Below are 26709 nucleotides of genomic sequence, written 5' to 3'. Positions count from 1 at the left end.
TGCCTTTCCTTTTTCAATTTGACTTACCTTATAGCACACTTTGGTTATCTGAAGTTCTCCTCTACAGCGTAATTCCTTGGCCCTCTGAAGCCTTATTTTTTTAGTAAAATCCTTAAGGACACATCTAGTGACTGTTTTTAACCTCTTAAAAAAGTAGAGCGACTCGTATTCATATAGAACGATAGATTAGCTACCCATAGGTATCGTCTGAAATGTTCTTCTCAATAAGACGGGAGGCTCTTAAAAGAACCTCCCGTTTATCTGAACTTATTGAAGAAACTTCCGAAATACTTTGTCTCAAGATTTCCTTTTTTCAGTAGTACTCCTCAAAAAATTTACTATTTAATATTCAAACTTATTACAGTGATGAATTTTGTGTCAGGACCCCAGGCTGAAGGTCTAATTGTACTTGTGGTATTGGCCAATAATTGTTTTTACCAGAAGTAAAAGAACTGCCAGACAACCATGGTAGCTTATTGTCCTTCAATTCGCTAGCCAAATAATTGTTTAAAGTACTATCAGCTATTCCCCATCTCACTAGATCATAGAAACGCATTCCTTCGAGTGCAAATTCTAATCTCATTTCGTGTCTTACGGCCATCCGAGCATATTCTACACTAGGAAAAGAATCGTAGAGCCCTAACTTATAGTTTGCGGCAGGTTGGGAGTAATCTACTATGATAGGATTACCTTCTTCAAAAGTAGTATTTGATACTTTACCCATTACAATATCGTCAGCTGCCCTCTGTCTTATCTGATTTACCAATGCAAGAGCTGTAGGCAAATCGTTTTCCTCTACTGCGACCTCTGCTCTCCATAGTAGTACGTGACCAAGCCTTAGCAACCTGAAATTGTTACCATTTACACCTCGTGCCCAATAACCGGACTCAGTTGAAATAACACCTTTATTACGCTTATAGAACATGTTTTTCTTATTCATGAAAGGTCCCATGTTCAATTGATCAGACATCCAATCGCTTCCACTCATTGGCCCCCAATCTAAAAATGGGATACCTCTTCTTCCAATAGTCCAATCAACCCTAGGATCTAATAAATGATTAGTTGGTGTAAATTCTTCCGTATCTGAAATTTGGTAATCCTCCAAAAGAAGGTCATCCTGAAAACTATCTAACATTGGAAGACCATCATCTTCTACCTTATACGCATTGAAAAGATCAAAACTTGGTGCACTATAAGAGTACCCCAGCCCATCAACATTTGGATACAAAGTCTGGTGATCAACGCCGCTATTATGCACACCTGCCCCATCATTTACAGAATATTGGATTTCAAAAATACTCTCCCCATTATTTTGATGTTCTTCATCAAAATTATTGTAAAAATGAGGCTCTAACTGAAAAGGTCCCTCTTCAATAATGTTATCTAGAAGTGGTTTTGCTTCCGCAAATTCGCTCTGAAACAAATGAACTCGTGCTTTTAATGCCTTTGCCGCCCATTGTGATGCCCTACCAACTTCTGATGGTGCCGGATCTAGATGGTCAATCCCAAATTGAAGATCATCCTCTATATCATCCCAAATCTCCCGATCGTTTTTAACCAAAGCTGGATCAACATCCTCGGTTATATAGGGTACTTTTTCAAATTTAATTCTTAGTTGAAAATGAAACCATGCTCTTAAGAATTTAGCTTCGGCTTCAATTTGGTCAGCCTTTTCTGCCGATATTACTTCTCCGGCCGTTGCTAAAACACGAAGAACATCATTAGAGCGTGCTACCCCATCAAAATTAATACCCCAGGCACCACTTAACCATTCATTATCAGACCTCACTTCATATCGTTCGATATCATTAATTTGCGACCAACCTCCATTGGTATCCCCTCTATGCATATCATCAGAAGGAACGTCTCCCCAAATCCAATTGGTTCCAGAAGCTTCTCCTGTACCACCATTTGGACTACCGTTACTAGAGTATCCATCAATTAATGAATATGCACCTATAAGCAATCCATTTACCCCTTCCTCATTGGCGAGGGTTAATTCGTTTACGGTACCCACAGGCTCCTCATTAAGAAAATCATCACTACAAGAGGTTATCAAAACCAAAATTGAGATGGCAAAACTATTTGCGAAAAATTTATTTTTCATCTTTTCTATTTTTTTAAAATTACAATGAGATATTCAATCCCAACATGATTTGTTTAGATATTGGCCAAGTACCCACATCAACCCCTCGGTCAATTTCTTGTGGAACGCCATTTTCTCTCTTAGCACTAATTTCAGGATCTAGCCCTGAATAGTTGGTAAAGGTGAATAAATTTGAGCCAATTACATACAATTTCATATGTTTAAGGTGCAGCTTTTCTATTATTTCATCAGGAAGGGTATACCCCACCTGTAGGTTTTGAATACGTAAAAAAGAGCCATCCTCTATATAAAGCGTTGAAGCATTTTGCTCAAATCCGGTTGAAGTAGATGCTTTAGGTAAAGTAGCATCATTATTATCCTCTAGGTAAGGACTACCCCATGAATTATATAATCTTTCCGGACTATTTGGCCCTTCAAAAAGTCCGTATTTGGTAAATCTACTTGTGTAATTCGCCAAATCATTCCCCACACTAGCATAAAGTGTTGCCGAAACATCAATATTTCCAAATCCCATACCTAAACGGAAACCTGCCGTAAAATCCGGATGGGGGTTACCTATATAAGTACGATCTTCTGGAGTAATCTCCCCATCGCCATTTACATCTCTTACTTTCAAATTACCCGGTTCATTATAAGTACCATTAGTAGCATGTGCATCCGCTTCACTTTGCGTTTGAAAAATACCATCAACTACGTAACCATAATACTCAGGAAAAGATCTTCCCACTTCCGTTCTAGTATAGATTTGCTGACGTGTTGGAAACCCCTGTATAAACTCATTCCCATTATCAGAAAGTTTGGTGACCTCATTTTTATAAGCCGTAAACGTGGTCGACATATTAAGGGTAAACCAATCATCCAATGCTGAAGTACGGTACGAAAGCGATATATCTACCCCCTTATTTGACATACCCCCTACGTTTACCGAAGGTTCAATAACATCACCCACAACTTGCGGAATTGCCACGGCAAACAACATATCCTCAGTATCCTTTTTCCAAAAATCCACAGACAAATCCAATTTTCTAAATAAAGTGGCATCAAAAGCTATATTAGTAGAGGTGGTAGTTTCCCATTTAGCATTTGGATTACCAATTGCCAAAGACTGATACCCTTGAGTAATCGTATTATCCGACCCACCAATAGCATAATAAGATGATCCAGGGTCCGACTCATATGTAGTGAAACTATTGTAATTCCCGATTTGATCATTACCCGATTGCCCCCAACTTGCTCTAAATTTTAAATAACTCAGCCAGTCTTCAGTACCACTCAAAAAATTCTCTTTTGACGCCACCCAACCTAAAGATGCAGCTGGAAAGATTCCATATCTATTTTCAGCACCAAAACGAGATGAACCATCACGCCGTACAGTCAAGTCTAAAATATACTTTTTTGCATAGTCGTAATTAATTCTAGAGAAATAGGAAAATAATGTAGACGCAAATCCGCTACCATTGTTCAACTGGTTACTAGCACCTGCATCCAAGACTAAAAAATTGATATCATTAGAAAGGTACTCCTGTCTAGATGCAGAAATATTTCTATATGCTATTCTTGAAGATTCCATACCAAAAAGAAAATCTACGCTATGGTCTTCTCCAAATGTATTCTTATAGTTAAATGTATTGGTCCAGTTCCAACGTGTTTCATTGGCGCTACTTTCGGTAAGAGTAGTAGATTTAGCACCTGTATCTTGTTCCCAAGCAGCAAAAGAAGGTGAGAAATTATTAAACAAATCTACATCATAACCTAACAAAGTCTTGATTGTTACGTTTTTAATAGGTTCAATCGCTGCATAAACATTTCCGGTAATGTTGTATTTTTTATTACTATTATCTTTAAGTCTATCTAAAAAACCTACAGGATTAGGGCCGTCATTAATATTAGCACCACCAACAACACCACCAGCCCAGTTTCCTGCAATATCCTTCACAGGAACCAATGGACTAGCCAAATAAATTTGATTAAATAAGTTGTTATGTGAATTGTTGCCGCCCCAGCCTTTGGTTTCTCCGTAAGTAACCCCTAAACGCTGACCAATATTTAACCATTCAAAAGGATTTGAATCAACGTTGGACCGGAAAGAAATTCTATTAAATGACGTATTCTTAAGTATACCATTCTCTTCAAGAAAACCTGCCTGAAAGGAATAGGAGGTTTTTTCAGAGCCCCCCATCAATGACAAATCGTAATTCTGAATCAAACCGTGTTGATATATTTCATCTAACCAATCCGTTCCCTGCGGATTTGATTTGGTAATGGGGTAATTTACTTGGTCATACAAGGCAGGATTAACATTGGCCGCACCTGAAACCCCTCCGTTTGGATATAAGTACTCATTAAGAACCGGTGTTGCCCCATTTCCGAAATGGGCATTAGTTTGTGGCAGGCCATCGTTCTTTAACTCCAACCACAACATCTCTCCTATCAATTGAGGATCCGTCATGATATCATATTTAGCATCCGAAAAACTCATGCCCGTTTTCACACTGATATCCAGCTTCACTGCTTGATTCTTCTTACCGGTTTTCGTGGTAACCAAAATAACACCATTGGCTCCTCTTGCACCATAAATAGCCGTAGAGGATGCATCTTTTAAGATTTGAATTGATTCAATTTGTCCTGGAGGAGGAGATTGTGCACCTTGAACACCATCAACAACCCATAGTGGACCGTTATTATTTATAGTCCCCATACCCCGTATTCGTACCTCGGCATCACCTCCTGGAGTAGAGGCACTAATTGTCGTCACCCCCGAAGCACTACCCTGAAGGGCTTTACTTACATTTGAAACCGGTTGTTGTTCAAGATAATTTTTATCAACCGTAGATACTGCACTGGTAAGGGCATCCTTACTTCTTGTTCCATAACCAATAACCACAACTTCATCTAATTGTTGTTGATCGGTAAGTAGAGTGATGTTCAATGCGGTTTGATTACCCACCTTAATGTTTTGGGTGCCATAACCAAGATAAGAAATAACAAGTACATCCTCTGGGGATGCTTCAATACTAAAGTTTCCATCAAAATCGGTCGTTACCCCGTTTGAGGTCCCTTTAATCATAATGTTGGCCCCGGGAATAGGGCCTTGTTCATCGGAAACGGTTCCCGTCACCATTGTTTGCGCCTGAATATGGCTCGAAAACAAGAAAAAAATGGCAGAAAAAACTCCCATTCTCAAAAATTTCAAAAGCTTCATTTTTGTTTGATTTAAGTTAATTGAGTGTTAGTTTTCACCCAAAGTCAATTGAGTTATCGTAGCTTATACTATATCTATACCGACACAGTACTCTTTTTAGGTCTAATTAAATCCAGTGTTCCTTCTTGCCTTCCTTTAAGTTCAAGGCCATTAGCAAAATCAGCTTTCCGTATGAACATCTATTTCCAAAACTTCGGATGATAATTCCAAAAAACAAATGGTTCAAATACGAAACTAGTTTCATATTTGAACCAAAAATATATAAATATTTGATATATCGATATATTTCGCTACTATTTTTTTAAGATTTCTTTAACTTCCCTTATATAAAAAACCGATTTCGGAGTTTTTTCAAAAACTTGATTATAAGGTACATGAAGGTTTTACCCCACAGAAATGATCGTTTTTTTTGACATTAAAGCATATTAAATGAGAACACACTTGCACAATAAGTTCAGTGTAAGTATTTTACAAATCGGAAAATAGTTTTATAGAGACTGGGTCACAGAACCAAGTTTTATAGAAATTTTCATCACATAGTTAAAGACGATCTTTTCCTTATTATCGGATTCTGAAACCGGAAGATTGCCATATGGCACCGCAATCTATAGTGCGGCTACCGGATAAGCATATTCATTAAATATTGGTGCCGCACACAATTAATCCCTTCTATATCCTCACTATTATCTGCGGCATTCCCCTCTTCTCTAACTTTTTAACACACTTTTAAACCTGTTTTTTAGTTATCGTGTTTTTCGCACTTGGTCAAGGGATTCGCTTATAAAGCCATCTTAGCTTCCCCTAGAGGTATATGAGCCTATATACATTTACCCCCCACAGAAGTATGTAAATGGAATTGGGTACCGGGCTCAACAAAGAGTTTAACAGGGTAAGAAGAAGGAACCTGTTCCAAAATGGTTCCCGTAGAGCCGAGTAGTACACCTAAGCATAGCCGATTCCTTAAGCTCATCGCGTAATGCACGCATGACATCAATAGAATGCTCTGTTCGTTCATAGAAGAAATACCAAGGGTCGGCATTTTTCTAGGAAGGCTTATATTTTGGCGGTCTTATTTTTCCGAAGATACTCTTTGAATATTAGGGTATTGACGAGCCGAAAGCACTGGATTTTGTATTTCAGTTGTTTCGGCCGGGGTTATACCTATGGTTCAACTGATACAAGACACTTTTCCTCTTTGTCAACCGAATCATGTTCACGGCAATATATTGCGGTAATTTCAATACTCGATTTCGTTTCATTTTAAACAAAAAAAGGAGGTGAATTTCACCTCCTTTTTTTAACTCGCTTATTTATTGACAAACAAAACCACAAAGTATCTTTATCTAATCCTTTGTCAGATTACTCCCCCACCAATTATCCTTAGGGTCAAAATCAGCGGATAAAAAGTCGCGTCTTTGTTTTTCAAGGGCGGGCATTTTTACTTCTTCAATTTTTTTGAGATAGGCCTCTTCCTTTTTAGGAGCATAGTCAGGATCCTTCTCGGGGTATCGGGCCCCTACATCATCTAAATAAGCAAACAATTGCTCGCTCAACCGCTTTGTTAAATCTTGATTCTCCGAAGCAACATCCGATAATTCTTGAAGGTCGTTTTTGAGATTGTACAGTTCTTCCCGGCCATCTTCATAGTAATGGATCAATTTCCAGTCGCCCTTACGTATAATCGAGGAGGGCTCCCCTCCTTGGTTTCCGTAATGCGGATAGTGCCAAAACAGTGCCCTTTCCTCCATATGACCTCCCTTTAAAATAGGTAAGAGACTTTTTCCGTCCAAATGTTGTTCCGGTTTCAGGTCGACACCCACCACATCGAGTATGGTCGGATATAAATCGGCACCGGTTACGGGCTCTGAAGTAGATGCCCCCCCCTTTAGCAACCAAGGTGCTTTTATAAAATAAGGCTCACGTATACCTCCCTCAAACTGATAGCCCTTTCCTCCTCTCAATGGTAGGTTGGAAGTTGAAAACGAATCTCCTGCGGACACCCCTCCGTTATCGGAAGTAAAAACAACCAAGGTATTTTTATCCAAACCAAGTGAATCTAAGGTATTCAAAACCTTACCTACGGCGTCATCCATTGTCTCTACCAAACCGGCATAGACAGGATTGTCTTGCACCTGACGTATCGGAAGATATTTCGCCATTTTATAGCCCGAGTCCGCCACCCCGTTGCCTACCGCTTTTTTTCTATATTTCGCCCACTTTTTCTTTGTTGTCTGTATAGGTCCGTGAACGGCGTAAAAGGAAAGATAGGCAAAGACGGGTTTTCCGGTTTTGTTCGGATCGTTCTCCTTTAAAAAGGTAACGGTCTCCTCGGCCAAACGCATGCTCAGGTTTTCGCCATCTTTTCGGTTTTCGAGATTTGGATTATCGTATGGCGAGAAATATCCCCCCTTCGGACTTCCGGCATCCCATCCTCCTATATTGATATCAAAACCGTGATCTTCAGGCCAAGAGCCTTTTTCTCCCAAATGCCATTTTCCCGCAAAAAACGTTTTGTATCCAGCCGCTTTCATAGCCTCTGGCAAAGTGACGACCTCGGCCGGCAACTTATGCTCATAATCCGCCGGCAGCAATTTATTAAAGCGGCCGGTCTTGCGCCATTCCGTTCCTGCCTTCGCCCCTATCCAATCGGTTATTCCGTGTCGGGCCGTAAAGGTTCCTAACATAATACTCGCCCTGGAAGGACTGCACACCCTACTTGCCGCATATCCGTTGGTAAAGGCCATACCCTCTTTGGCGATTCTATCAATATTGGGCGTTTCATAAAATTTACTACCCGTAAAACTCAGGTCATGATAACCGTAATCATCGGCCAAAATAAAGAGTACATTGGGTTTAGCGACCTGCGTTCCTAGCGGTTTTTCAACTTTTTTTTCTTCGTTTTTACAACCGCTAAAGACCAATATACTTAAGGCTATAACGGAATAGAGCACGTGCTTCATACCTGTTGGAATTTTCAATTTGATGTATCCGAAAGGTAGTAAATAATAAAATAGACCGATTCAATCGGCGCAAAAGTCAATAAATGGAATGGATTCGTTAAAAAACTAACAGAACCTTGAAAAAAACCGAAGACTGTCCTTAACGTGCTCACTCCAGTAAGTCCACTCGTGTGCCCCTTTGAACTCTTCGTATAAATGTGGAATACGATTTGCCTCTAGGTTTTTGTGAAGCGTCCTATTATAAGGGATAAGATCATCTTCGGTGCCACAATCGAACCGTAGGTTGGGCAACCAGGCCTTGTTTTTTTCTATGAGCCCCCAGACTGTATTTTCGGAAAGGTCTTCCTGCACATAGCTATCGAGGGGTTCTTCTACAAAGAGTTCCATTTGCGCAATATCGGTAATGGACGAATGTGCCGAAATAGCCTTGAACCTGTCGTGATATTTCACTCCCAACCGCAAGGCCCCGAAGCCGCCCATGGAGAGTCCGGAAATAAACAATTCCGATTTTTTACTGACGGATGGAACATTCTCGATAACGGCATTGGGCACATCGTCAACGATCCAACTTTCAAAATCTTTTTGATGATGCGGAAGATACCCCGAACCATCTCCCCAAAGTCCGTCTGAAGGCATGGCGATTACCATGGGGGGAATCTCGCCCTTTTCCATCATTTGAAGTGCGGAAATGTGCACCCCGGCTTTTTGAGACCAGACCCAGGCACTGCCATAGACCCCATGTAACAAAATAACCAGCGGCAAATCTTCCAAGTCGGCCATTGGAGGTACAAAAACACAAATATCCCCTCTCCCCCTTAGTTTTTCGGTTTTTACGGTAATAAAACGAAGATTGGCACTTTCGAAAGCGGCATCTGAAATTTCGGTGGTTCTAAACATGTTTTATTTTAATCAAAAACTACAACTCCTTTTGCATTTTTACCGGCCAACATATCGTCTAATGCCTGTTGCAAATCGTCTAATTTGTATTCTTTGGTAATCATTTCATCCAATTTAAGGTCGCCCTTTTTATACAATTGCATGAGTTTTGGAAAATCTATTTGAGGCCTACATTTTCCATAAAGGGGATTGATGTAGATTTTATCCCACTCAAAAAGGCGCATATCTATAGTGATATCTTCTTCAATACCACTTACCTGAACGGCCGTTCCGGCATTACGCACCATAGCCAAGGGCGCTGCTCCCAAAGCAGGAATAGCGGTGCATTCAAAGGCATAATCAGCTCCACTACCGCCAAGCATTTCCTTTACCCGTTCGGCAACATTCGCCAAACCTACATCGGTTTTATCGGCCAAAATAATATCCGTAGCCCCAAATTGTTTCGCCAATTCAAGTTTATTGGGATTGATATCCACGGCAATGATCCTACCTGCACCTGAAATCTCACAAGCATTGATCACATTAAGTCCGACTCCACCACAACCCAATATTACAGCTGAGCTACCTGCAGCCAATTTTGCCGAGTTGACCACAGAACCATAACCTGTCATTACACCACAACTGATAATACTCGCTGCTGAAAAATTCAGGTTTTCCTCCTCGATTTTTACCACGGCAGATTCTTTGACCAAAGCGTACTCGCTTAAGGTACCTAGGTTGAAGGATCGCTCTATAGGCTTTCCTTCCCATTGGCTTCCTTCCAAATGCGCATGTCCCGGAGTATGACCGTTTCCTCCGACCACTACGGGAGAATTGTTCTCGCATATATGCTGATTGCCTTCCTGACATTGAAAACAGTGCATACAGGGTGTTGCCCAATTCAAGAGAACTTGGTCTCCTTTTTTTAGATCTTTGATATCAGGACCGACCTTTTCTACAACCCCGGCCCCTTCGTGTCCCATAACAATAGGTTTTCCCCAGCTAAGGGAATCATAATCCGTATGACAAAGACCGGCTGCCTTTATTTTTACGATTAGCTCGTCTGCCTTTGGCTCTGCAACGGTTACATGGGTAATGGTAAAACTACCATCTCCTTTAGCTACTGCACTCTTTGATTGAATAGACATTTCTTATTCTTTTTACGTAGTTCTAAGCTACTTTTATATTTTGTTATTGAGCTACTAGATTTGCCGGTTTGAATTCGGCCCTTGGGTCGCCCAATTTAGATTTATCAATTTTCTCCCCTCCTTTAATAAACTTTGTTCCATAAACATAGGCTTTGGCATTGTTTACCGCATCAACGGACAAAAGGGTGTCTCCCTGAAAATACCAGACCGAAAAACAATTTGGCCTATCCGCCTCTTCGCGCACAACTACCTCATCATAACCATCGGACAGGCCTACCATTTGTAACTTCACATCGTATTGATCAGACCAAAACCAAGGTAGGCTATCGTAAGAACATTTTTTACCCGCAATGGCCGCCGCCGCAATTTTCGCTTGATCAACGGCATTTTGTACCGATTCCAACCTTATATAGCGGTCGTAATGTGGATTATAATGAAATGTACAATCACCTATAGCATAGATAGATGCATCGCTAGTCTGTGCCATTTCATTGACCCGAATGCCATTTTCAATGGTCAAACCTGCCTTTTCGGCCAATTCTTTATTTACGTGTATCCCTACCCCCACTATGACCATATCAGCTGGGTAACTACTTCCATCGGAGCAAACTACGGTATTCCCGGTCGATGCCGGTTCTATAGAAGTTACGTTCTTTTCGGTAAGGACCGAAACGTGGTTATCATGATGCAATTTTTGAAAAAAAGCGGACATTTCCGGAGCGGTAACCCTGGCCAATATGCGTGATTCGCGCTCCAAAACGGTAACGGATGCACCAAGTTTTTTTAGTGACGCAGCCGTCTCAAGTCCAATATACCCTCCACCGATAACAACAACTTGAAGCGATTCGTTTTCGGCTACCGTCTTTTTGATATTGGCCACGTCGGCGGCAGATCGAAGCGGAAAAAGATTCTTTGCCGTATCCAAACCGGGTATAGGTGGCATAATCGGCCGTGCCCCCGTAGCTAAAACAAGTTTGTCATAGGCCATCGTTGTTCCGTCGGCCAGAATAATTGTTTTGCTTTCTCGATCTATGGCTTCGACCCAAACCCCAAGCTTTAGCTCAATACGGTCCTTTATATAGCTTTCCTTTGACTTTAGAAGGTTTTTCTCTATACCTTCATCGCTGGTCAAATAAGCTTTAGACAAGGGCGGCCGATGGTAGGGCAAAACGGAATCGGCGTCTATCAAACATATCGATCCGTTCCAACCTTCCCGCCGTAAGGCAAAGGCAAAATTTACTCCGGCATGACTAGCACCGATTACTACGCAACTCGGTTCATTATTCGGGATATCTGACATCACCTCTTTATTTGGCAACTTTTAGGACCACGCCATCTATGGCATCACTGATCTCTATTTGACAACACAACCTACTGTACTCGTCAGCATTGTCATCTAGCTCAAGCATATCGGTCTCTATCTCACTGGCACTCCCTGTTTTCACCATGTCTTCGGGCGTCACGTGTACATGACAGGTAGCACACGAACAAACCCCGCCGCAATCGCCATCTATTCCGGGCACCCCGTTCTCAACGGCCAAGGCCATTACCGAACCCGAGGTTCCTTCTAAAGTTATCGTTTCGTCGTCACTGGTGATAAAAGTGATTTTTGCCATAAATTTATTTTGTTAAAGGGTTGAATTTTATTTGAATATTATGAAAACCTACTTTACGCTGAAAGTGGTCTAAATCCTCTATATTTTCCTTGTAGTCCAATATTTCGAACGAAGCTACTTTTTGTGCCAAGGTCTGAAGCAAGATTTTCAATATCTGCCTAGCGTGGGTCGCCCCTAAACAATTATGGTGGCTAAAACCGAAGCCTACATGTGGATTGACCTTCCGATCCAGCACGATTTCGTTCGGATTCTCAAAAACAGCGGCATCCCTGTTGGCCGAAGCCCAACACAGCGAAATTCTACTATCGGCCTTTACCGCATGTTCACATACATGGGCATCTTCGGTTACCACGCGCCCCATTTGTGTAAGGGGCGAAAAATAACGGATCATTTCCTCCACCGCCCTACCGGTAATCTCAGGTTCTTTTCGCAATCGTTCCAACGCTTCGGGATGTTCGGCCAAGTACGCAATAGAATTGGTAACCGCATTGATGACGGTATCCCGTCCTCCTGCAAAAGTCAACACCATTACCCCCTTTACTTCTTCCTTGGTCAATTTCCGACCTTCGAACTCAGAATTTAAAAGTACGGAATACATGTCTTCTCCAGGATCTTCACTGGCCCGGTCGATCTGTTCATCTATATAATGGTAAAGAATATTGGCTTTATCGCCGTCTAGCGCCTCCCCTTCACTTCGAAATACATGGGTTCCCCAAGAAATCCAGGTCTCCGATTCCGAAAACGGTGTATTTAAGAGTAAGGTCAAGGCCCTTGACTGCAAGCGTAGGGCAAAATCGGTTACGACCTCTACACTCCCTTTTTGTAAAGCCTCTTCTACGATTTCCGAAATCTGAGACCTTAATCGCTCTTGGTATTCCGCTTGTAAGGGTCTTTTGAACCAAGGCTCTACAATAGCCCTGTATACTCCATGAACCGGAGGATCGACTTCAAAAGGTATTTGGCGGGTGTCACGTATATTCACTTCTGAAGGAATTACGATTCGCCCCGGAACCGCCCCAGATTGAAACGTTTTATAATTATGCGCACTTTTACGAACGTCTTTATGTCTCAAAAGCATGGTCACAGGATCATCTTGATCGTTCATTTCCCCGTAACCTTTTGATTCCCTCGCTTTTTCAAACGGGTCTGGAAGCTCACTTTTTTTCATTCCAACAGTATTAGTTTAATAATGGACTTTCTGGATTGGTACAAAAATCAATATTCCAAACTCATCATCAGTTGCCTTTTTTAGCAAATAAGTACCTTATTTTGTTATTCATATTCAATTTTTACATATTTTAGGATAAAATAAATCACTTCAAACGGCATCTCGCCCTTGTAAAAGTTCTTTGGATGCAACCCATATTAGAGCCCATACATTTAGACGAACAACGGACCATTACGAGTTTTTATCATTCTAAAAAGAATTTTGAGACTCCTTGGCACTTTCATCCGCAACATGAGTTGACCTATATAGAGGAAAGTGTAGGGACAAAATTCGTGGGTGATTACGTAGGTCCGTATGAACCTGGTGAATTGGTGCTACTCCGTTCAAACCTTCCCCATTGCTGGAAAAACAATACCGAACAAACAGGACTATCAAAATCGATAGTGGTCCAATGGAACCTTGGCGTTTTTCCTAAAGTACCCGAATTGGCCAAGCTCTTTCAATTATTAAGAACCGCCTCCAAGGGAATTTTATTCGACAAAGGGGCAACCGCCCCGCTTATATCCCAATTAAAACAATGTCCCCAATTAGGAGGGCACGACCTATATATTCAATTGCTCACATTATTGGTAAAATTGGCCGATTGCGATTACACTACCTTATCGAGCGCAAGCTTTATAGACGACCTACCTTCGGAATACGGTAACCGAATGGCGGATATCCACGATTTTGTAGGAATGCATTATAACCGAAAAATCTATTTAAAGGAATTGGCCGACCTGGTCAATATGTCGGAACAATCGTTTTCTAGATTTTTCACCAAAATGATGGGGCGTCCTTTCTTTACCTTTTTAAACGAATACCGCATCAATATTTCCGCAAGGATGCTTCTTGACACCCATGACTCGGTCTCCCATATTGCTTTTGCCTGCGGTTATGAATCATTACCTTTCTTTCACAGGCAGTTCAAGAAGTTTATGGGCTGCTCTCCCCTTGCCTATCAACGAAAGTATGCGAAAGTCTAGTAAAAAAAACGTGTTTTTTTGATCTGACAAAAAGACTACAAATCAACTAAATAACCATTTGTTATACTTATTTGACCAATTCGCTCTATCATTTTTATCATTAAGTTGCAATTTAGCCACTCATTAATCGCATCAATTATTTATTGCGTATACCAACCTTTTAAAGTATTCTAATGTATAGAATTTTTACACTTTTAATGACGGGCATCCTACTCACCTCATGTGGGTCGAAAGCCGAAAAGAAAAAAGAAGGGGACATTCCCCAAGAAACTGCGGTCAAATTTGAACCGAATTGGGAATCTATTAAAAAACACTATAAAGACCCCGAATGGTTCAACGACAGCAAATTTGGTATTTTCATTCACTGGGGGGCCTATTCGGTACCTGCCTATGGATCGGAATGGTACCCACGCCAGATGTATATGGATACCGCCACCTTCAGTGCCCAGTTGAAATTGGGAAAAAAAGGACCTAACGCAACATATCTACACCATAAAAAGACATACGGAGACCAAAAAGAATTTGGTTACAAAGATTTTATACCGATGTTCAAGGCCGAAAAATTCGATGCCAAGGAATGGATCGATATTTTCAAGAAATCAGGGGCCAAATATGTAATTCCCGTTGCCGACCATCATGATGGTTTTGCCATGTACAAATCGAATACAACCCGATGGAATGCCGTTGACATGGGGCCTAAACGAGACGTTTTAGGCGAGCTTTTTAAAGAAGGCCGCGCCCAGGGTATGATTATGGGGGCTTCATCCCACTATGCCTTCAACTGGTCATTTTATAATAAGAAAGACAAATTTGACACCACCGACCCCGAATACGCCGACCTCTATTCCCCCAAAGGAAAAGACCTGACCGAGCCCGTATCGGAAGAATTCAAGAAAATGTGGTGGGACAGAACGGTCGACCTTATCGACAACTATCAACCGGACATCCTTTGGTTCGATTTCTACCTCGATATTCCCGATTACAAGGAATACCGTCCAAAAATTGCGGCATACTATTACAACAAAGGATTGGAATGGGGCAAAGAAGTGGTAATAAATGACAAGAACTTTGATCATGAGGCCTTTCCTGAAGGTACCGTAATCTACGATTTGGAACGCGGAAAGCTTCCCGGTATTCGAAAGCTCCCTTGGCAGACCGATACCTCTATCGGAAAGAATTCTTGGTGTTACGTTACCAACTGGGAGTCACGTACGGCCAACAGCCTTGTTGACGACCTGGTCGATATCGTATCCAAGAACGGAAACCTTTTACTTAATGTAGGTCCGAAAGCAGACGGTACCATTCCAGAAGACCAAAAAGAAATATTGTTCCAAATCGGAGATTGGTTAAACGTAAACGGTGAAGCGATTTACGATACGGAATACTAGAGCACTTTCGGCGAAGGCCCCACAGAAGTCAAAAAGGGCCATCACAGCGAAGGACAAAACAAAGGATTTACTGGTCAGGATATTCGCTTTACAAAGAAGGGCGACAAACTGTATGCGATCATGATGGAATGGCCAGAAGGCAATAAAGTCAACATAGAATCATTGGGGAAATCCAGCGAACACGGTAAAAATCTGAATATCAAAAGTGTAAAACTCTTAGGTAGCGACAGCAAAATAGAGTTTGAAGTAAATGACGATGGCCTCAACATTTCGGACCTAGGGTCGAAGACGGGAGAATTTGCACACGTACTGGAAATATCGTTATAGCACTGTAATAAAGAAGTTAGTTGAGTTAGTTTTTTTAATTTTAGGAGCGCACCAGTCACGGTGCGCTCTTTTTCAGTAATACACCACAGTGAATAGGGTATTTCCCTTATTTCGGGATACTACTATAAGGAAAGAGATTGTTTTAATATAAATGTGACCAAAAACAGATTAAATACATGAAGTACATTGTATGTGAAAAACCGGGCGAGTTCATTCTTAAAGAAAAAGAAGAACCGATAAGAAAATCCGGCGAAGCCATATTGAAAGTGAAAAAGGTAGGTATTTGTGGTACCGACCTACATGCTTATGCGGGCAACCAGGCATTTTTTACCTACCCGAGAATTCTAGGTCACGAATTGGCTACGCAAGTAGTTGAAATAGATGAGAATCCTCAAGGTATCAAAGCGGGCGACAACGTGGTCGTCATGCCCTATGTAAGTTGCGGCACCTGTATCGCCTGCAGAAACGGAAAGACCAACTGTTGCACGAATATCCAAGTTTTGGGAGTTCACACCGATGGAGGGATGCAAGAAAAAATTACCGTACCTGCCCACCTACTAATCCCCGCACAACAGTTGACCGACGACCAAATGGCCGTGGTCGAACCTTTGGCGATCGGGGCACACGCCATTCGACGTGCCGGTATAAAACCTGGCGAAACCATAGTTGTAGTGGGTTGTGGGCCTATAGGAATCGGCATCATGAAGCTCGCACAAATTGCGGGGGCCAAAGTAATTGCCATAGATATGAACCAACAACGCCTAGATTACGCTAAAAACGATATCGGTGTCGATTATGTGGTTTTAGGAGGAAAAGATGCCGTAGACCAAGTTTCGGAAATCACCAAAGGCGATCTAGCCACGGCGGTTTTTGATGCCACAGGCCATAAAGGAGCCCTTGAAGCCGGTCCCGATTACATGTCGCATGGAGGAAGATATATATTGGTAGGGCTCTCTAAGGGAGAATTGGTATTTACCCACCCTAAGATCCACGCTAAGGAAACGACCATTATGTGCAGTAGAAATGCCACTTTGGAAGACTTTGAACATGTAATTTCCGTTTTGGAAAAAGGTGAGTTTCCCATCGATTCCTTTATTACACACAATGTTCCTTACACCGAAATGATCGCCAATTTCGATGGCTGGCTAGACCCGGCGAACGGAGTGATCAAGGCTACCGTTGATTTCGAATAAACGAATCGCATTTAAGCACCGACAAAAGTAAAGAACAATGTCAAAGCAATTTTTGCAAATACACCCAGAAGATAACGTTCTGGCCGCACTTACGGACCTTCCCAAAGGTTCTGATATAGAACATAACAACGACCGCTTTCAATTGACCGACAAGGTCAAGGCCAAACATAAATTCACCATTTGCAGCCTCAACCCCGGTGATAGCATTTTCATGTACGGTTCCTTGGTCGGCAAAGCCACCAAACCTATTGCCAAAGGCGAAACCATAACCACCGAAAATGTGGTCCATGCCTCTTCGGAGTACGAAGTGGGCCAAGAGAAACTAAGCTGGAAGGCCCCGGATGTCAGCAAATGGAAAGATGCTACCTTCAACGGATATCACAGAGCCGATGGCAGTGTAGGTACGGCCAATCATTGGCTGGTCATTCCCTTGGTTTTTTGTGAAAACCGAAATGTCGATGTCATGAAATCCGCCCTTTTGAAATCACTGGGCTACCATACGGCTACCGATTTTGTGGTCGATACCGAAATTCTTGTCGACCAATATAAAAACGGGGCTTCCGAAAACGAACTCTTGGCTTCGGATATCATCAAGACTCCGGAAGAAATTAAGCAAAACCGAACCTTCCCGAATGTTGACGGCATCAAGTTTTTAAACCATGACGGTGGATGCGGCGGCATACGCCAAGATTCCGAAACGCTTTGCAACCTTTTGGCCGGTTACATCACCCACCCTAACACGGCGGGCGCAACCATTTTAAGCCTTGGTTGCCAGAATGCCCAATTTAAGTTGCTTGAAGAGGCCATCGCCAAACGCGACCCCAATTTCAAAAAACCGCTTTATGTACTAGAACAGCAAAAAAGTGAGGGCGAGCGACAGTTTATAGAAGAGGCCGTAAAAAAGACCTTTTTAGGCCTGATCGAAGCCAATAAAACGAAGAGAAAACCAGCTCCCGTAAGCCAACTGGTCTTAGGCCTGGAATGTGGCGGATCCGATGGTTTTTCAGGCATCTCGGCAAACCCCTCTTTGGGGTACGCCTCCGACCTATTGGTCGGCTTAGGCGCGACTACGGTTCTTTCAGAATTTCCTGAACTGAACGGGGTCGAACAAGAATTGATCAACCGCTGCCAAACCGAGGAAAATGCAGAAAAGTTCGCAAAATTAATGCGGGCTTATTCAGAAAAGGCCGTATCGGTTGGTTCTGGATTCGAAAACAATCCCTCGCCAGGAAATATAAAGGACGGACTCATTACCGATGCCATGAAATCTGCCGGTGCCGCGAAAAAAGGAGGGACCAGTCCCGTAACCGATGTACTTGACTATACCGAGCCCGTAAAGAAAAAAGGACTCAACCTGCTATGTACACCGGGGAACGATGTGGAAAGCACCACGGGCCTTGCGGGATCGGGCTGTAATGTCATTTGCTTTACTACAGGCCTAGGCACCCCAACAGGAAACCCAATTGCCCCCGTAATCAAATTGTCGAGCAACAACGCCCTAAGCGAACGTATGAAAGACATTATCGATTTTAATACCGGAACGGTCATTACGGGCGAGGATACCATAGAAACCAAAGGCGAAGAACTGCTTAACTATATCATCAAGGTAGCGAGTGGGGAAATTGTTCCCGCCGCCGTACGATTGGGCCAAGAGGACTTTATTCCTTGGAAAAGGGGTATTTCTCTCTGATCATCGCAACTAACACCAATTTAACAAAAAGCTAATTAATGCACATTTTAAACCATACGACCACACCTAACAGAATTCAACGTCCTATCAAGGTCATGCAATTTGGGGGTGGCAATTTTTTACGGGCCTTCGTTGATTGGATGGTACACGTCCTCAACCAAGAAACCGATTTCAACGGCGACATAGCCATCGTAAAACCTACCGCTGGAGGCGATTATTCTGAATTAAATGACCAAGACGGCCTTTTTACGGTCGTTCTAGACGGTATAAAGAACGGAAAACTGGTGGCCGAGAAAACACTGGTTACCGAGGTTCAAAGTGTAATCCATTCCTATAACGAATGGGCCAGCTATTTAAAACTAGCGGAAAACGAAGATTTGCGCTTTGTGGTTTCAAACACCACGGAAGCCGGAATCAAATTCAATGCCGACGATAAATTCGATGTCAACCCTCCTAGGGAATTTCCCGCCAAGTTGACCGTTTGGCTTTACCATCGGTTTAAACATTTTAAGGGAGACGTAGATAAAGGCTGTATTCTACTACCTTGCGAATTGATCGAAGACAACGGAACCGCCTTAAAAAAGACCGTGCTGCAATATGCCGACCATTGGAACCTAGATAATGATTTTAAAAATTGGATCCATACGGCCAACCATTTCTGCAGTACCTTGGTAGACCGCATCGTTTCGGGCTACCCTACGGACCGCGCCGATGAAATTGAAAAAGAGTTAGGCTATAACGATGAACTTTTGGTGGCCGGGGAATATTACCACAGTTGGGTAATTCAGGCCGATGAAGCGGTACAAAAAGAACTTCCCTTTGCCGAAACCGACCTCAATGTAGAGTTTGTGAAAGACCTCGCCCCCTATCGCGAGATGAAAGTACGCATCTTGAACGGTGCCCATACCTCAATGGTTCCAGTAGGCTACTTGGCCGGTATCCGTTTTGTAAAAGAGGCTATGGAAGACGAAGATGTAAGCCATTTTACGGAAAGCCTTCTTTTAGAGGAAGCTGCCCAAACGCTTGACTTTCCCAATGAGGTAAAGAACAAGTTTGTTGCCGACGTACTCGATCGTTTCAGAAACCCACTGTTGAAACACCAGCTCATCAGTATTTCCTTAAACAGTACGTCAAAGTTCGTTGCCCGCCTCTTACCTACCTTAAAGGACTATTACAATACCCAAGGCCAATTGCCAAGGCGTATCGTATTCGGACTTTCGGCTTTGCTCCGTTTTTACAAGGGGGAATTTAGGGGAGAAACAATCAATCTTAACGACGATAAGGCGGTTCTTGCTTTCTTCGCTTCGGCATGGAAAAAAGTGGATGACGGCACTTCCAACCTTAGCGATTTTGTTGAAACCGTACTTAAAAACGATGCTATTTGGGGAGAAGACCTAACCCAAATACAGGGTTTGACAAACTGTATTGCCGAGAACATACAAAATATAGAAGCCGAGGGAATTGTTTCTTGCTTGAGAAAGCTATAACCTGAACCTTGTTTAAAAAAAGTGAAAAATGACAATAGATAGTCACCAACATTTTTGGAATTACGAACCGGTCAAACACTCCTGGATCGATGACGAAATGTCGTCTATTCGCAAAGATTTTCTTCCTGACGACCTAAAAAAGGTATATCAGGAAAATGGAATTGATGGCTGCGTTGCCGTGCAGGCCGACCAAACCCTTGAAGAAACCGATTTTTTATTGGAACTGGCCAAGCAGAACGACTTTATCAAAGGGGTTGTCGGATGGGCAGACCTTCGATCAGAGCATATCGATTCCGTCTTGGAAAAGTACAGTGCCGATAAATTCTTAAAAGGGTGGAGGCATGTGGTACAAGGTGAGGCCGATCATAATTTTTTACTCCGACCTAATTTTATAAGGGGAATTTCATTGTTGGAAAAATACGATTACACTTACGATATTCTGGTATTCCCCCATCAATTAGGGGCCGTATTGGAGTTCGTCAGAAAGTTCCCGAACCAGAGATTTGTTATTGACCATATCGCGAAGCCTTACATCAAAGACGGCTTTTACGATGGTTGGGCCTCATTGATGAAGGAAATAGGAAAACAAGAAAACGTATGCTGTAAACTATCGGGCATGATTACGGAAGCCGATTATAACTCATGGACTCCCGAGCAACTGCACCCCTATATGCATTTGGTACTTGAAGCCTTCGGTAGCGAACGTGTTATGTTCGGGTCTGACTGGCCCGTATGCCTGGTCGCCGGTAATTACGGCCAAGTAAAGGGTGTGGTAACCGATTTTATTTCAACCCTTGGCGAACAAGACCAGCAAATGATCATGGGTGCGAACGCAGAGGCATTCTATAACTTATAAACCCCATTGCCCAAACGGTACAAACGGGACACCTACTATTAAAGACCCGATAAAATGTATTCTCGGCAGTAATAAAAAATAAAGAACAAATGGATTTAAATTTAAAAGGAAAGGTAGTGGTAATCAGTGGAGCTGCTGGAAAGGAAGGCAGTATTGGTGAGACCATATTACAACGTTTGGCCGAAGAAGGCGCCATCCCTGCGGTAATCGACCGTAATGCCAGAGGCTTCGGTTATATAGAAAAAATTCAAGCCAAAGGTATCGATGCCATTTTCTGCCAGACCGATGTTACCGACCCACAACAAATTGAAAATTCCGTAAATACTATCGCCCAAAAATATGGTCGTATCGATGCGGTCATCAACAATGTGGGAGTAAACGACGGTGTTGGCCTTGATGCCAGCTATGAAGAGTTTATGGATTCGCTTAAGCTCAATATGGTAAGCTATTTCCTTATTGTCAAACATGCCTTGCCCCTATTGATAAAATCGAAAGGAAACATTCTGAACATAGGTTCCAAGGTGGCCCTTACCGGCCAAGGAAGAACCTCTGGCTACGCGGCTTCCAAAGGCGGGGTACTCGGACTCACACGCGAATGGGCCGTTGACCTGGTCAAACACGGAATTCGTTCAAACGCCATCATTATTGCAGAAAGCTGGACCCCTTCATACGATACTTGGATAAAAACCTTGCCCAATGGTGAAGAAAAATTGCAGTCTATCGTCAAGAAAATCCCATTGGAAAACCGAATGACGAGTACCGATGAAATAGCCGATACTTGCTTATTTACCATTTCCAGCAGGTCATCGCATACCACAGGCCAATTTATTTTTGTAGATGGCGGCTATGTGCATTTAGACCGTTCCTTACTGACCGAAGATTAAACAACCCAACTTTAAAAATACAACCATGACAAAAAACACCAAGATACCTGTAGTTCCCAAAAACTTGCTAGTACCCTTTATTGCGGCAACCTCCATTTTTGCGCTTTGGGGTTTTGCCAACGATTTGACGAATCCAATGGTAGCCGCCTTTAAAAAGGTAATGATCCTCTCTAACGAAGAGGCCTACAATGTGCAATTTGCATTTTATTTCGGTTACGGTGTTATGGCTATTCCCGCCGCATTGTTCATTCGAAGGTTCAGTTACAAATCAGGCCTCCTGCTTGGTTTGGCCCTTTATGCCCTTGGTGCCATTTTATTCTATCCGGCGGCGGAAAACGGATCATACACTTACTTTCTGATCTCGTTATTCGTAATTACTTGTGGATTGGGCTTCTTGGAAACCACATCCAACCCCTTGATACTCTCCATGGGCGATAAGGAAACGGCGACCCAAAGATTAAATTTGGCCCAATCGTTCAACCCCATCGGTTCGTTGACAGGAATGCTCATTGCCAAATTCGTGGTGCTCGACCGCATTCTTTCGGCCGATTATGCCGATAGTTCCGAAATTGTTGCCTTAGGGGCAGAAAAAGCTGCGGAAATCAAAGCTTTTGACCTAAATATCATTAGTGGGCCCTACATAGCCGTAGGGCTCTTTGTGGCCTTGGTCTTTTTTGTTATCTGGAAAACCAAAATTCCCGCCATGGTCATGGGCGACCATCTATCCGTTAAAGAATCGGTAAACCGTATTTTTAAAAGTAAGACCTTTTTATTGGGGGTAATAGCGCAAATGTTCTATGTAGGCGCCCAAATTATGTGTTGGACGGCTATTTTCCAATTGGTAGAATACCTGAACGAATCACAAAATTTAGGTGTAGACGCCACTTGGTGGAATATTACCGCCATGGTTTCTTTTGTAACCACACGTTTTATCGGAACGGCCTTGATGAAAAAAATAAACCCTGCCAAGATGTTGGCTTATTTTGGGGTTGCCGCTGCCTTGATGTGCGGAGGTATTATTATGACCACAGGCATCCTAAGCTTGGTCTTTTTGGTTTTGGTATCGGTATTCATGTCGATTATGTTTCCTACCATTTACGGTCTCGCACTTAAAGATATGGGAGAAGAAGCCAAATTGGCCTCATCAGGACTTATTATGGCGATTGTAGGAGGGGCTTTTTTACCAAAGCTTCAAGCTAGTATAATGGATTTTGGGGATACCGTAAACGGCCAAGAAGTTTTTGGCGATAAAATAGCCGGAAACATCACCGAAATTCATTTTTCCTTCCTATTGCCAATGATATGCCTACTTTTTGTTGCCTTCTACGGAATGTATGCCTTTAAAGTAACCCAATCAAAAATTGCCTAAAATGAAAACAAAACGTTATTGTTACTCTTGCGATCTCAAAGACGACCCTCAACTTATTGCCGAATACAAAGAATACCACGCCGAGGGCAATGCCCGGCCGGCCATTACAAAGAGTATTAAAGATGCCGGTATTGTCGATATGCAGATTTTCTTGACCGGTAACCGTATGTTCATGATCATGGAGGTCGACGAAACCTTCGATGCCCAAAGGAAAGCCGAAATGGACGCCAACAACCCAGACGTACAAGAATGGGAACAGTTGATGTGGAAGTACCAACAAAGCCTACCATGGGCCAAAAATGGAGAAAAGTGGATCGAACTAGAGCGTATCTTTAAACTCTAAACAGAAACCTTATAAAAACAAGCTGAGCGTAGTAGAAAACCTAAATAGGATTTTCCGCTACGCTCAGACTTTTTTAATCTAAACCCTAGTCTTAATCAATCGTTCCAATGGGCATCGATAACTTTTTGAATATGTGGATATTTCTCGTCCGTTTCGTTCAAATCTTCACGAAGCCTCAACAATTCTTTCTTTAAGTCTGCAATAACCTCTGCATAAGCAGGGTCTTTGTAGGCGTTGTTCATCTCTTTAGGGTCTTTCTTCAAGTCGTAAAACTCCCATGCCGCGGGGGTATCCGTATCAAAATCGTTGCCCCAGTTTTTCCTGTCCCACTCGGCATTCGGGTCACTCGTATCAACATAGTATTTTCCATAGAAGAATATCAACTTGTACTCTTTGGTACGCACCCCAAAGTGGGCCGGGTTCTGATGGCGGTGGGCCATATGCATCCAGTACCGATAATAGGTCGACTTTTGCCAATCTTCGGGCTCTTTCCCTGTTTCCAATATGGTTTTAAAGCTTTTTCCCTGCATATAGTCAGGCGTACTTCCCCCTGCCAATTCAATTAGGGTCGGTGCAAAATCGGTATTGTTGATAATGGCATCCGTTCGGCTTCCTGCTTTAATCTTCTCAGGATATCTCACAAAGAAAGGCATACGCATAGACTCTTCGTACATCCATCTTTTATCAATAAAATCATGTTCCCCGAGCATAAAACCTTGATCGCCCGTATATACGATAATAGTATTGTCCATAAGTCCTTCAGCCTCCAAGTAGTCCATTAAACGTTTTACGTTATCATCAACCCCTTTTACGCAGCGCAAATACTTCTTCACATAATCTTGGTAAACCTTACTGGTATATTTTCGCTCTTCATCGTCCATCTCCCACTTTACGTACTCTTCAGGACGAATTTTATCGGCATCACGGTAAGCCCGGTGAATAGAACTATCTACATAAATGTTCATCGCCTGGTTACGGATCAAGTTTCTATGGGATACGGACGAACCTATTATTCGAGTTAAGGAATCGTTATTGCCACGAGTGGCTATAGAACCATTGTTACCTCTTTCATAAAGACTTTCCGGTTCAGGAATAAAAGTATCGGCCAAATACTCTTCATAACGTGGAGCGTTCTCAAAATCGTCATGGGGAGCCTTAAACTGATGCACCAAAAAGAAGGGTTTGTTCGGATCTCTCTTGGTCTTCAACCAATCTAAGGTAATATCGGTGACCATGTCAGACGAGTGTCCCTTTGTTTTAACCGTGTTATTGGGCCATGGCTTATCACCTCTAACCCTAAATTCAGGATCGAAATACTTTCCTTGCCCTGGCAAAACTTGATAATAGTCAAAAGCAGCAGGCTCTTCCTTTAAATGCCACTTCCCTACGATTGCCGTTTGGTAGCCCAATTTCTTCATTTCAATAGGCAGAAATTGACGGGCAGGCTCAAGACGACCATCTAAATCGAGAACCCCGTTCAATTGGGAATTCTGACCGGTCATAATGGCGGCGCGACTAGGGGTGCATATCGAATTGCTAACAAAGCAATTGTCAAAGATCATCCCTTCCTTGGCAATCTTATCCAAGGTGGGCGTAGGATTTAAACTGGCCAATCGACTACCGTAAATACCAAAACCTTGGGTGGTATGGTCATCGGCCATAATGTAGATAATATTCGGTTTTTTTTCGGTGACTACCGCCTTCTCCTCTTTACAGGAAGAAAACGCTATCAACAGTAACAGGGCGTACAGCACATTGTTTTTTTTGCAGCGCATTTAACTTTTTGGTTATGTTAATATGAGTTTGATCAAAGTCATAGACTTCAATCCGAAAATTACACATATTTAGCGGTCTAAGATAAAATAAATGATCAATTATCAACTACAAATGTTTTATGGTCTACCGAGAAAACCGAAGTAGAATATTTGTTTAGACCCTTTCTAGTTTTATAGGTGGGGTTCTATTGGCATTCCATTGGCATACATATAAGTTCTTGTCTTCGTCGACAAAGACATCGTGACCATGGTTGAACACGGCCTTTTCAGACTGGTACATTTGCTGTAATTTGCCATTTTTATACTCGGGTGCATCACCTCCCGGGTTGGAAACCACTTTGTTTTCGCCGTCCATAATGGTCACAAAACCAGAATTACTAAAGCGCTTACCCGCTTTATTTTCCGACCAGCAAACTCCCGCATAAATATTATCATCGTCGAGTACCGGTCGACAGACATAGGCTCCTGGTAATTCTACCGTTTTTATAAACTTGCCATCCAAAGTGAAAAATTTAAAACTCTTATCCGACCTAGAAGTAACCACCAATACCGGATTTTTCTTGTTTCGGTAATCTACCGCCACGCCATGTGCGTTGTGAAGGTTATAATTTTTGTCCTTATTATCGTGACCTCCCCACTTTCTAATAAATTCACCCTTATGGTTATATTGAAGGATAAAATCGGAGCCATAACCATCGGCCACATAGATATCCCCATTGGGTCCGACCGCTGTTTCCGTGGGCAGGTATTCTTGCTCTTGGGTATAGGCCCCTATGGTATGTGGATCGGGCAAGGTAAACAAGAGCCTTCCATCTACCGTGGTCTTACTTACCGTACCGGCCTGTTTGCTCCATTTTCCAGAACGGTCTACAAACCATCCGCAGTCTACAATATACAACATGTCCTCTCCCCCTTCATCGTGAAGGGTAAGCCCGTGTCCTCCGGGATAACGTGTACCCCAATAATCAAGAAGTTTTCCCGATTTGTCAAAGACCAGAATATTATTATCCGTATGGTCTCCCAACATGATCAACCTCCCCTTACTATCCATCTGCATTTCATGACAGTTCAAGATAGGATTATGGGCGACTGACATTTGTGCCCAGTCTTTTACCACTTTATACTTAAAATCACCATGACCTATGATTTGATCTTCCAATACCGTTTTCTTTAAAATATTGAATCCGAAAGATGATGTGGTCGATAAGGCCGTAGCGCCCAAAGCGGTTTTTTTTAAGAAACTCCTTCTATTGCTCATGTAAAATGCGTGGTTAAATAAGGTTGTCTATATGTTG

Annotated in this window: 18 protein-coding genes and 1 pseudogene; 9 read left to right on the top strand and 10 right to left on the bottom strand. The window is 42.4% G+C overall.

Going from position 1 to position 26709, the window contains the following annotated elements:
* Positions 1-358: 358 nt before the first annotated feature.
* The 8 genes from BW980_RS09985 to BW980_RS09950 all read right to left on the bottom strand — a co-directional run bounded on the left by BW980_RS09985 (position 359) and on the right by BW980_RS09950 (position 13077).
* Positions 359-2107 (bottom strand): RagB/SusD family nutrient uptake outer membrane protein, encoded by a 1749-nt coding sequence (locus tag BW980_RS09985; protein WP_076455082.1) that lies wholly within the window; start codon positions 2105-2107, stop codon positions 359-361.
* Between the two features lie 19 nt (positions 2108-2126).
* On the bottom strand, positions 2127-5309 hold the full coding sequence (locus BW980_RS09980; RefSeq protein WP_217694798.1) for a SusC/RagA family TonB-linked outer membrane protein: 3183 nt from the start codon (positions 5307-5309) through the stop codon (positions 2127-2129).
* Positions 5310-6652: 1343 nt separating this feature from the next.
* Positions 6653-8269: a sulfatase gene (locus BW980_RS09975; protein ID WP_076455080.1), complete on the bottom strand. Its 1617-nt coding sequence runs from the start codon at positions 8267-8269 to the stop codon at positions 6653-6655.
* Between the two features lie 105 nt (positions 8270-8374).
* Complete coding sequence (locus tag BW980_RS09970) at positions 8375-9166, bottom strand: alpha/beta hydrolase (RefSeq protein ID WP_076455079.1); 792 nt, start codon at positions 9164-9166, stop codon at positions 8375-8377.
* 8 nt (positions 9167-9174) lie between these two features.
* A complete protein-coding gene (locus BW980_RS09965) occupies positions 9175-10293 on the bottom strand; it encodes a Zn-dependent alcohol dehydrogenase (RefSeq protein ID WP_076455078.1) in 1119 nt (372 codons plus the stop codon).
* A 43-nt stretch (positions 10294-10336) separates the two neighbouring features.
* Positions 10337-11593, bottom strand: a complete 1257-nt coding sequence (locus BW980_RS09960; protein WP_076455077.1) for an NAD(P)/FAD-dependent oxidoreductase — start codon at positions 11591-11593, stop codon at positions 10337-10339.
* 7 nt (positions 11594-11600) lie between these two features.
* Positions 11601-11909: a 2Fe-2S iron-sulfur cluster-binding protein gene (locus BW980_RS09955; protein ID WP_013995998.1), complete on the bottom strand. Its 309-nt coding sequence runs from the start codon at positions 11907-11909 to the stop codon at positions 11601-11603.
* A gap of 4 nt (positions 11910-11913) precedes the next feature.
* Complete coding sequence (locus tag BW980_RS09950) at positions 11914-13077, bottom strand: cytochrome P450 (protein ID WP_076455076.1); 1164 nt, start codon at positions 13075-13077, stop codon at positions 11914-11916.
* A 185-nt stretch (positions 13078-13262) separates the two neighbouring features.
* Between BW980_RS09950 and BW980_RS09945 the strand changes: the two genes are divergently transcribed.
* The 9 genes and pseudogenes from BW980_RS09945 to BW980_RS09905 all read left to right on the top strand — a co-directional run bounded on the left by BW980_RS09945 (position 13263) and on the right by BW980_RS09905 (position 23639).
* Positions 13263-14102 carry an AraC family transcriptional regulator gene (locus BW980_RS09945; protein WP_076455075.1) on the top strand — a complete coding sequence of 280 codons (840 nt, stop codon included), beginning with the start codon at positions 13263-13265 and terminating at the stop codon, positions 14100-14102.
* Positions 14103-14275: 173 nt separating this feature from the next.
* Positions 14276-15817 (top strand): annotated as a pseudogene (locus BW980_RS09940) (alpha-L-fucosidase).
* A 176-nt stretch (positions 15818-15993) separates the two neighbouring features.
* A complete protein-coding gene (locus BW980_RS09935) occupies positions 15994-17010 on the top strand; it encodes a zinc-binding alcohol dehydrogenase family protein (RefSeq protein WP_076455074.1) in 1017 nt (338 codons plus the stop codon).
* A gap of 37 nt (positions 17011-17047) precedes the next feature.
* Positions 17048-18700 (top strand): UxaA family hydrolase, encoded by a 1653-nt coding sequence (locus tag BW980_RS09930; protein ID WP_076455073.1) that lies wholly within the window; start codon positions 17048-17050, stop codon positions 18698-18700.
* Between the two features lie 38 nt (positions 18701-18738).
* Positions 18739-20187: a tagaturonate reductase gene (locus BW980_RS09925; RefSeq protein ID WP_076455072.1), complete on the top strand. Its 1449-nt coding sequence runs from the start codon at positions 18739-18741 to the stop codon at positions 20185-20187.
* A gap of 28 nt (positions 20188-20215) precedes the next feature.
* The gene (locus tag BW980_RS09920; RefSeq protein WP_076455071.1) at positions 20216-21043 is read left to right on the top strand and encodes an amidohydrolase family protein; all 828 of its coding nucleotides are present in this window, start codon (positions 20216-20218) and stop codon (positions 21041-21043) included.
* Positions 21044-21132: 89 nt separating this feature from the next.
* Entirely contained in the window at positions 21133-21927 is a 795-nt protein-coding gene (locus tag BW980_RS09915) for an SDR family oxidoreductase (protein ID WP_076455070.1), read from the top strand.
* A 25-nt stretch (positions 21928-21952) separates the two neighbouring features.
* Positions 21953-23296 (top strand): L-fucose:H+ symporter permease, encoded by a 1344-nt coding sequence (gene fucP, locus BW980_RS09910; protein WP_076455069.1) that lies wholly within the window; start codon positions 21953-21955, stop codon positions 23294-23296.
* Between the two features lies 1 nt (position 23297).
* On the top strand, positions 23298-23639 hold the full coding sequence (locus tag BW980_RS09905) for an L-rhamnose mutarotase (RefSeq protein WP_013996008.1): 342 nt from the start codon (positions 23298-23300) through the stop codon (positions 23637-23639).
* A gap of 95 nt (positions 23640-23734) precedes the next feature.
* On the opposite strand, the gene BW980_RS09900 is transcribed toward BW980_RS09905, so the two are convergent.
* Together BW980_RS09900 and BW980_RS09895 are read right to left on the bottom strand one after the other, a co-directional pair.
* Positions 23735-25414, bottom strand: a complete 1680-nt coding sequence (locus BW980_RS09900) for a sulfatase family protein (protein WP_076455068.1) — start codon at positions 25412-25414, stop codon at positions 23735-23737.
* A 154-nt stretch (positions 25415-25568) separates the two neighbouring features.
* Complete coding sequence (locus BW980_RS09895; protein ID WP_076455067.1) at positions 25569-26672, bottom strand: NHL repeat-containing protein; 1104 nt, start codon at positions 26670-26672, stop codon at positions 25569-25571.
* Positions 26673-26709 lie beyond the last annotated feature (37 nt).

The sequence above is a fragment of the Zobellia uliginosa genome (assembly GCF_900156625.1).
Classification (GTDB): domain Bacteria; phylum Bacteroidota; class Bacteroidia; order Flavobacteriales; family Flavobacteriaceae; genus Zobellia; species Zobellia uliginosa.
This window is presented reverse-complemented; position numbering and strand designations above follow the sequence as displayed.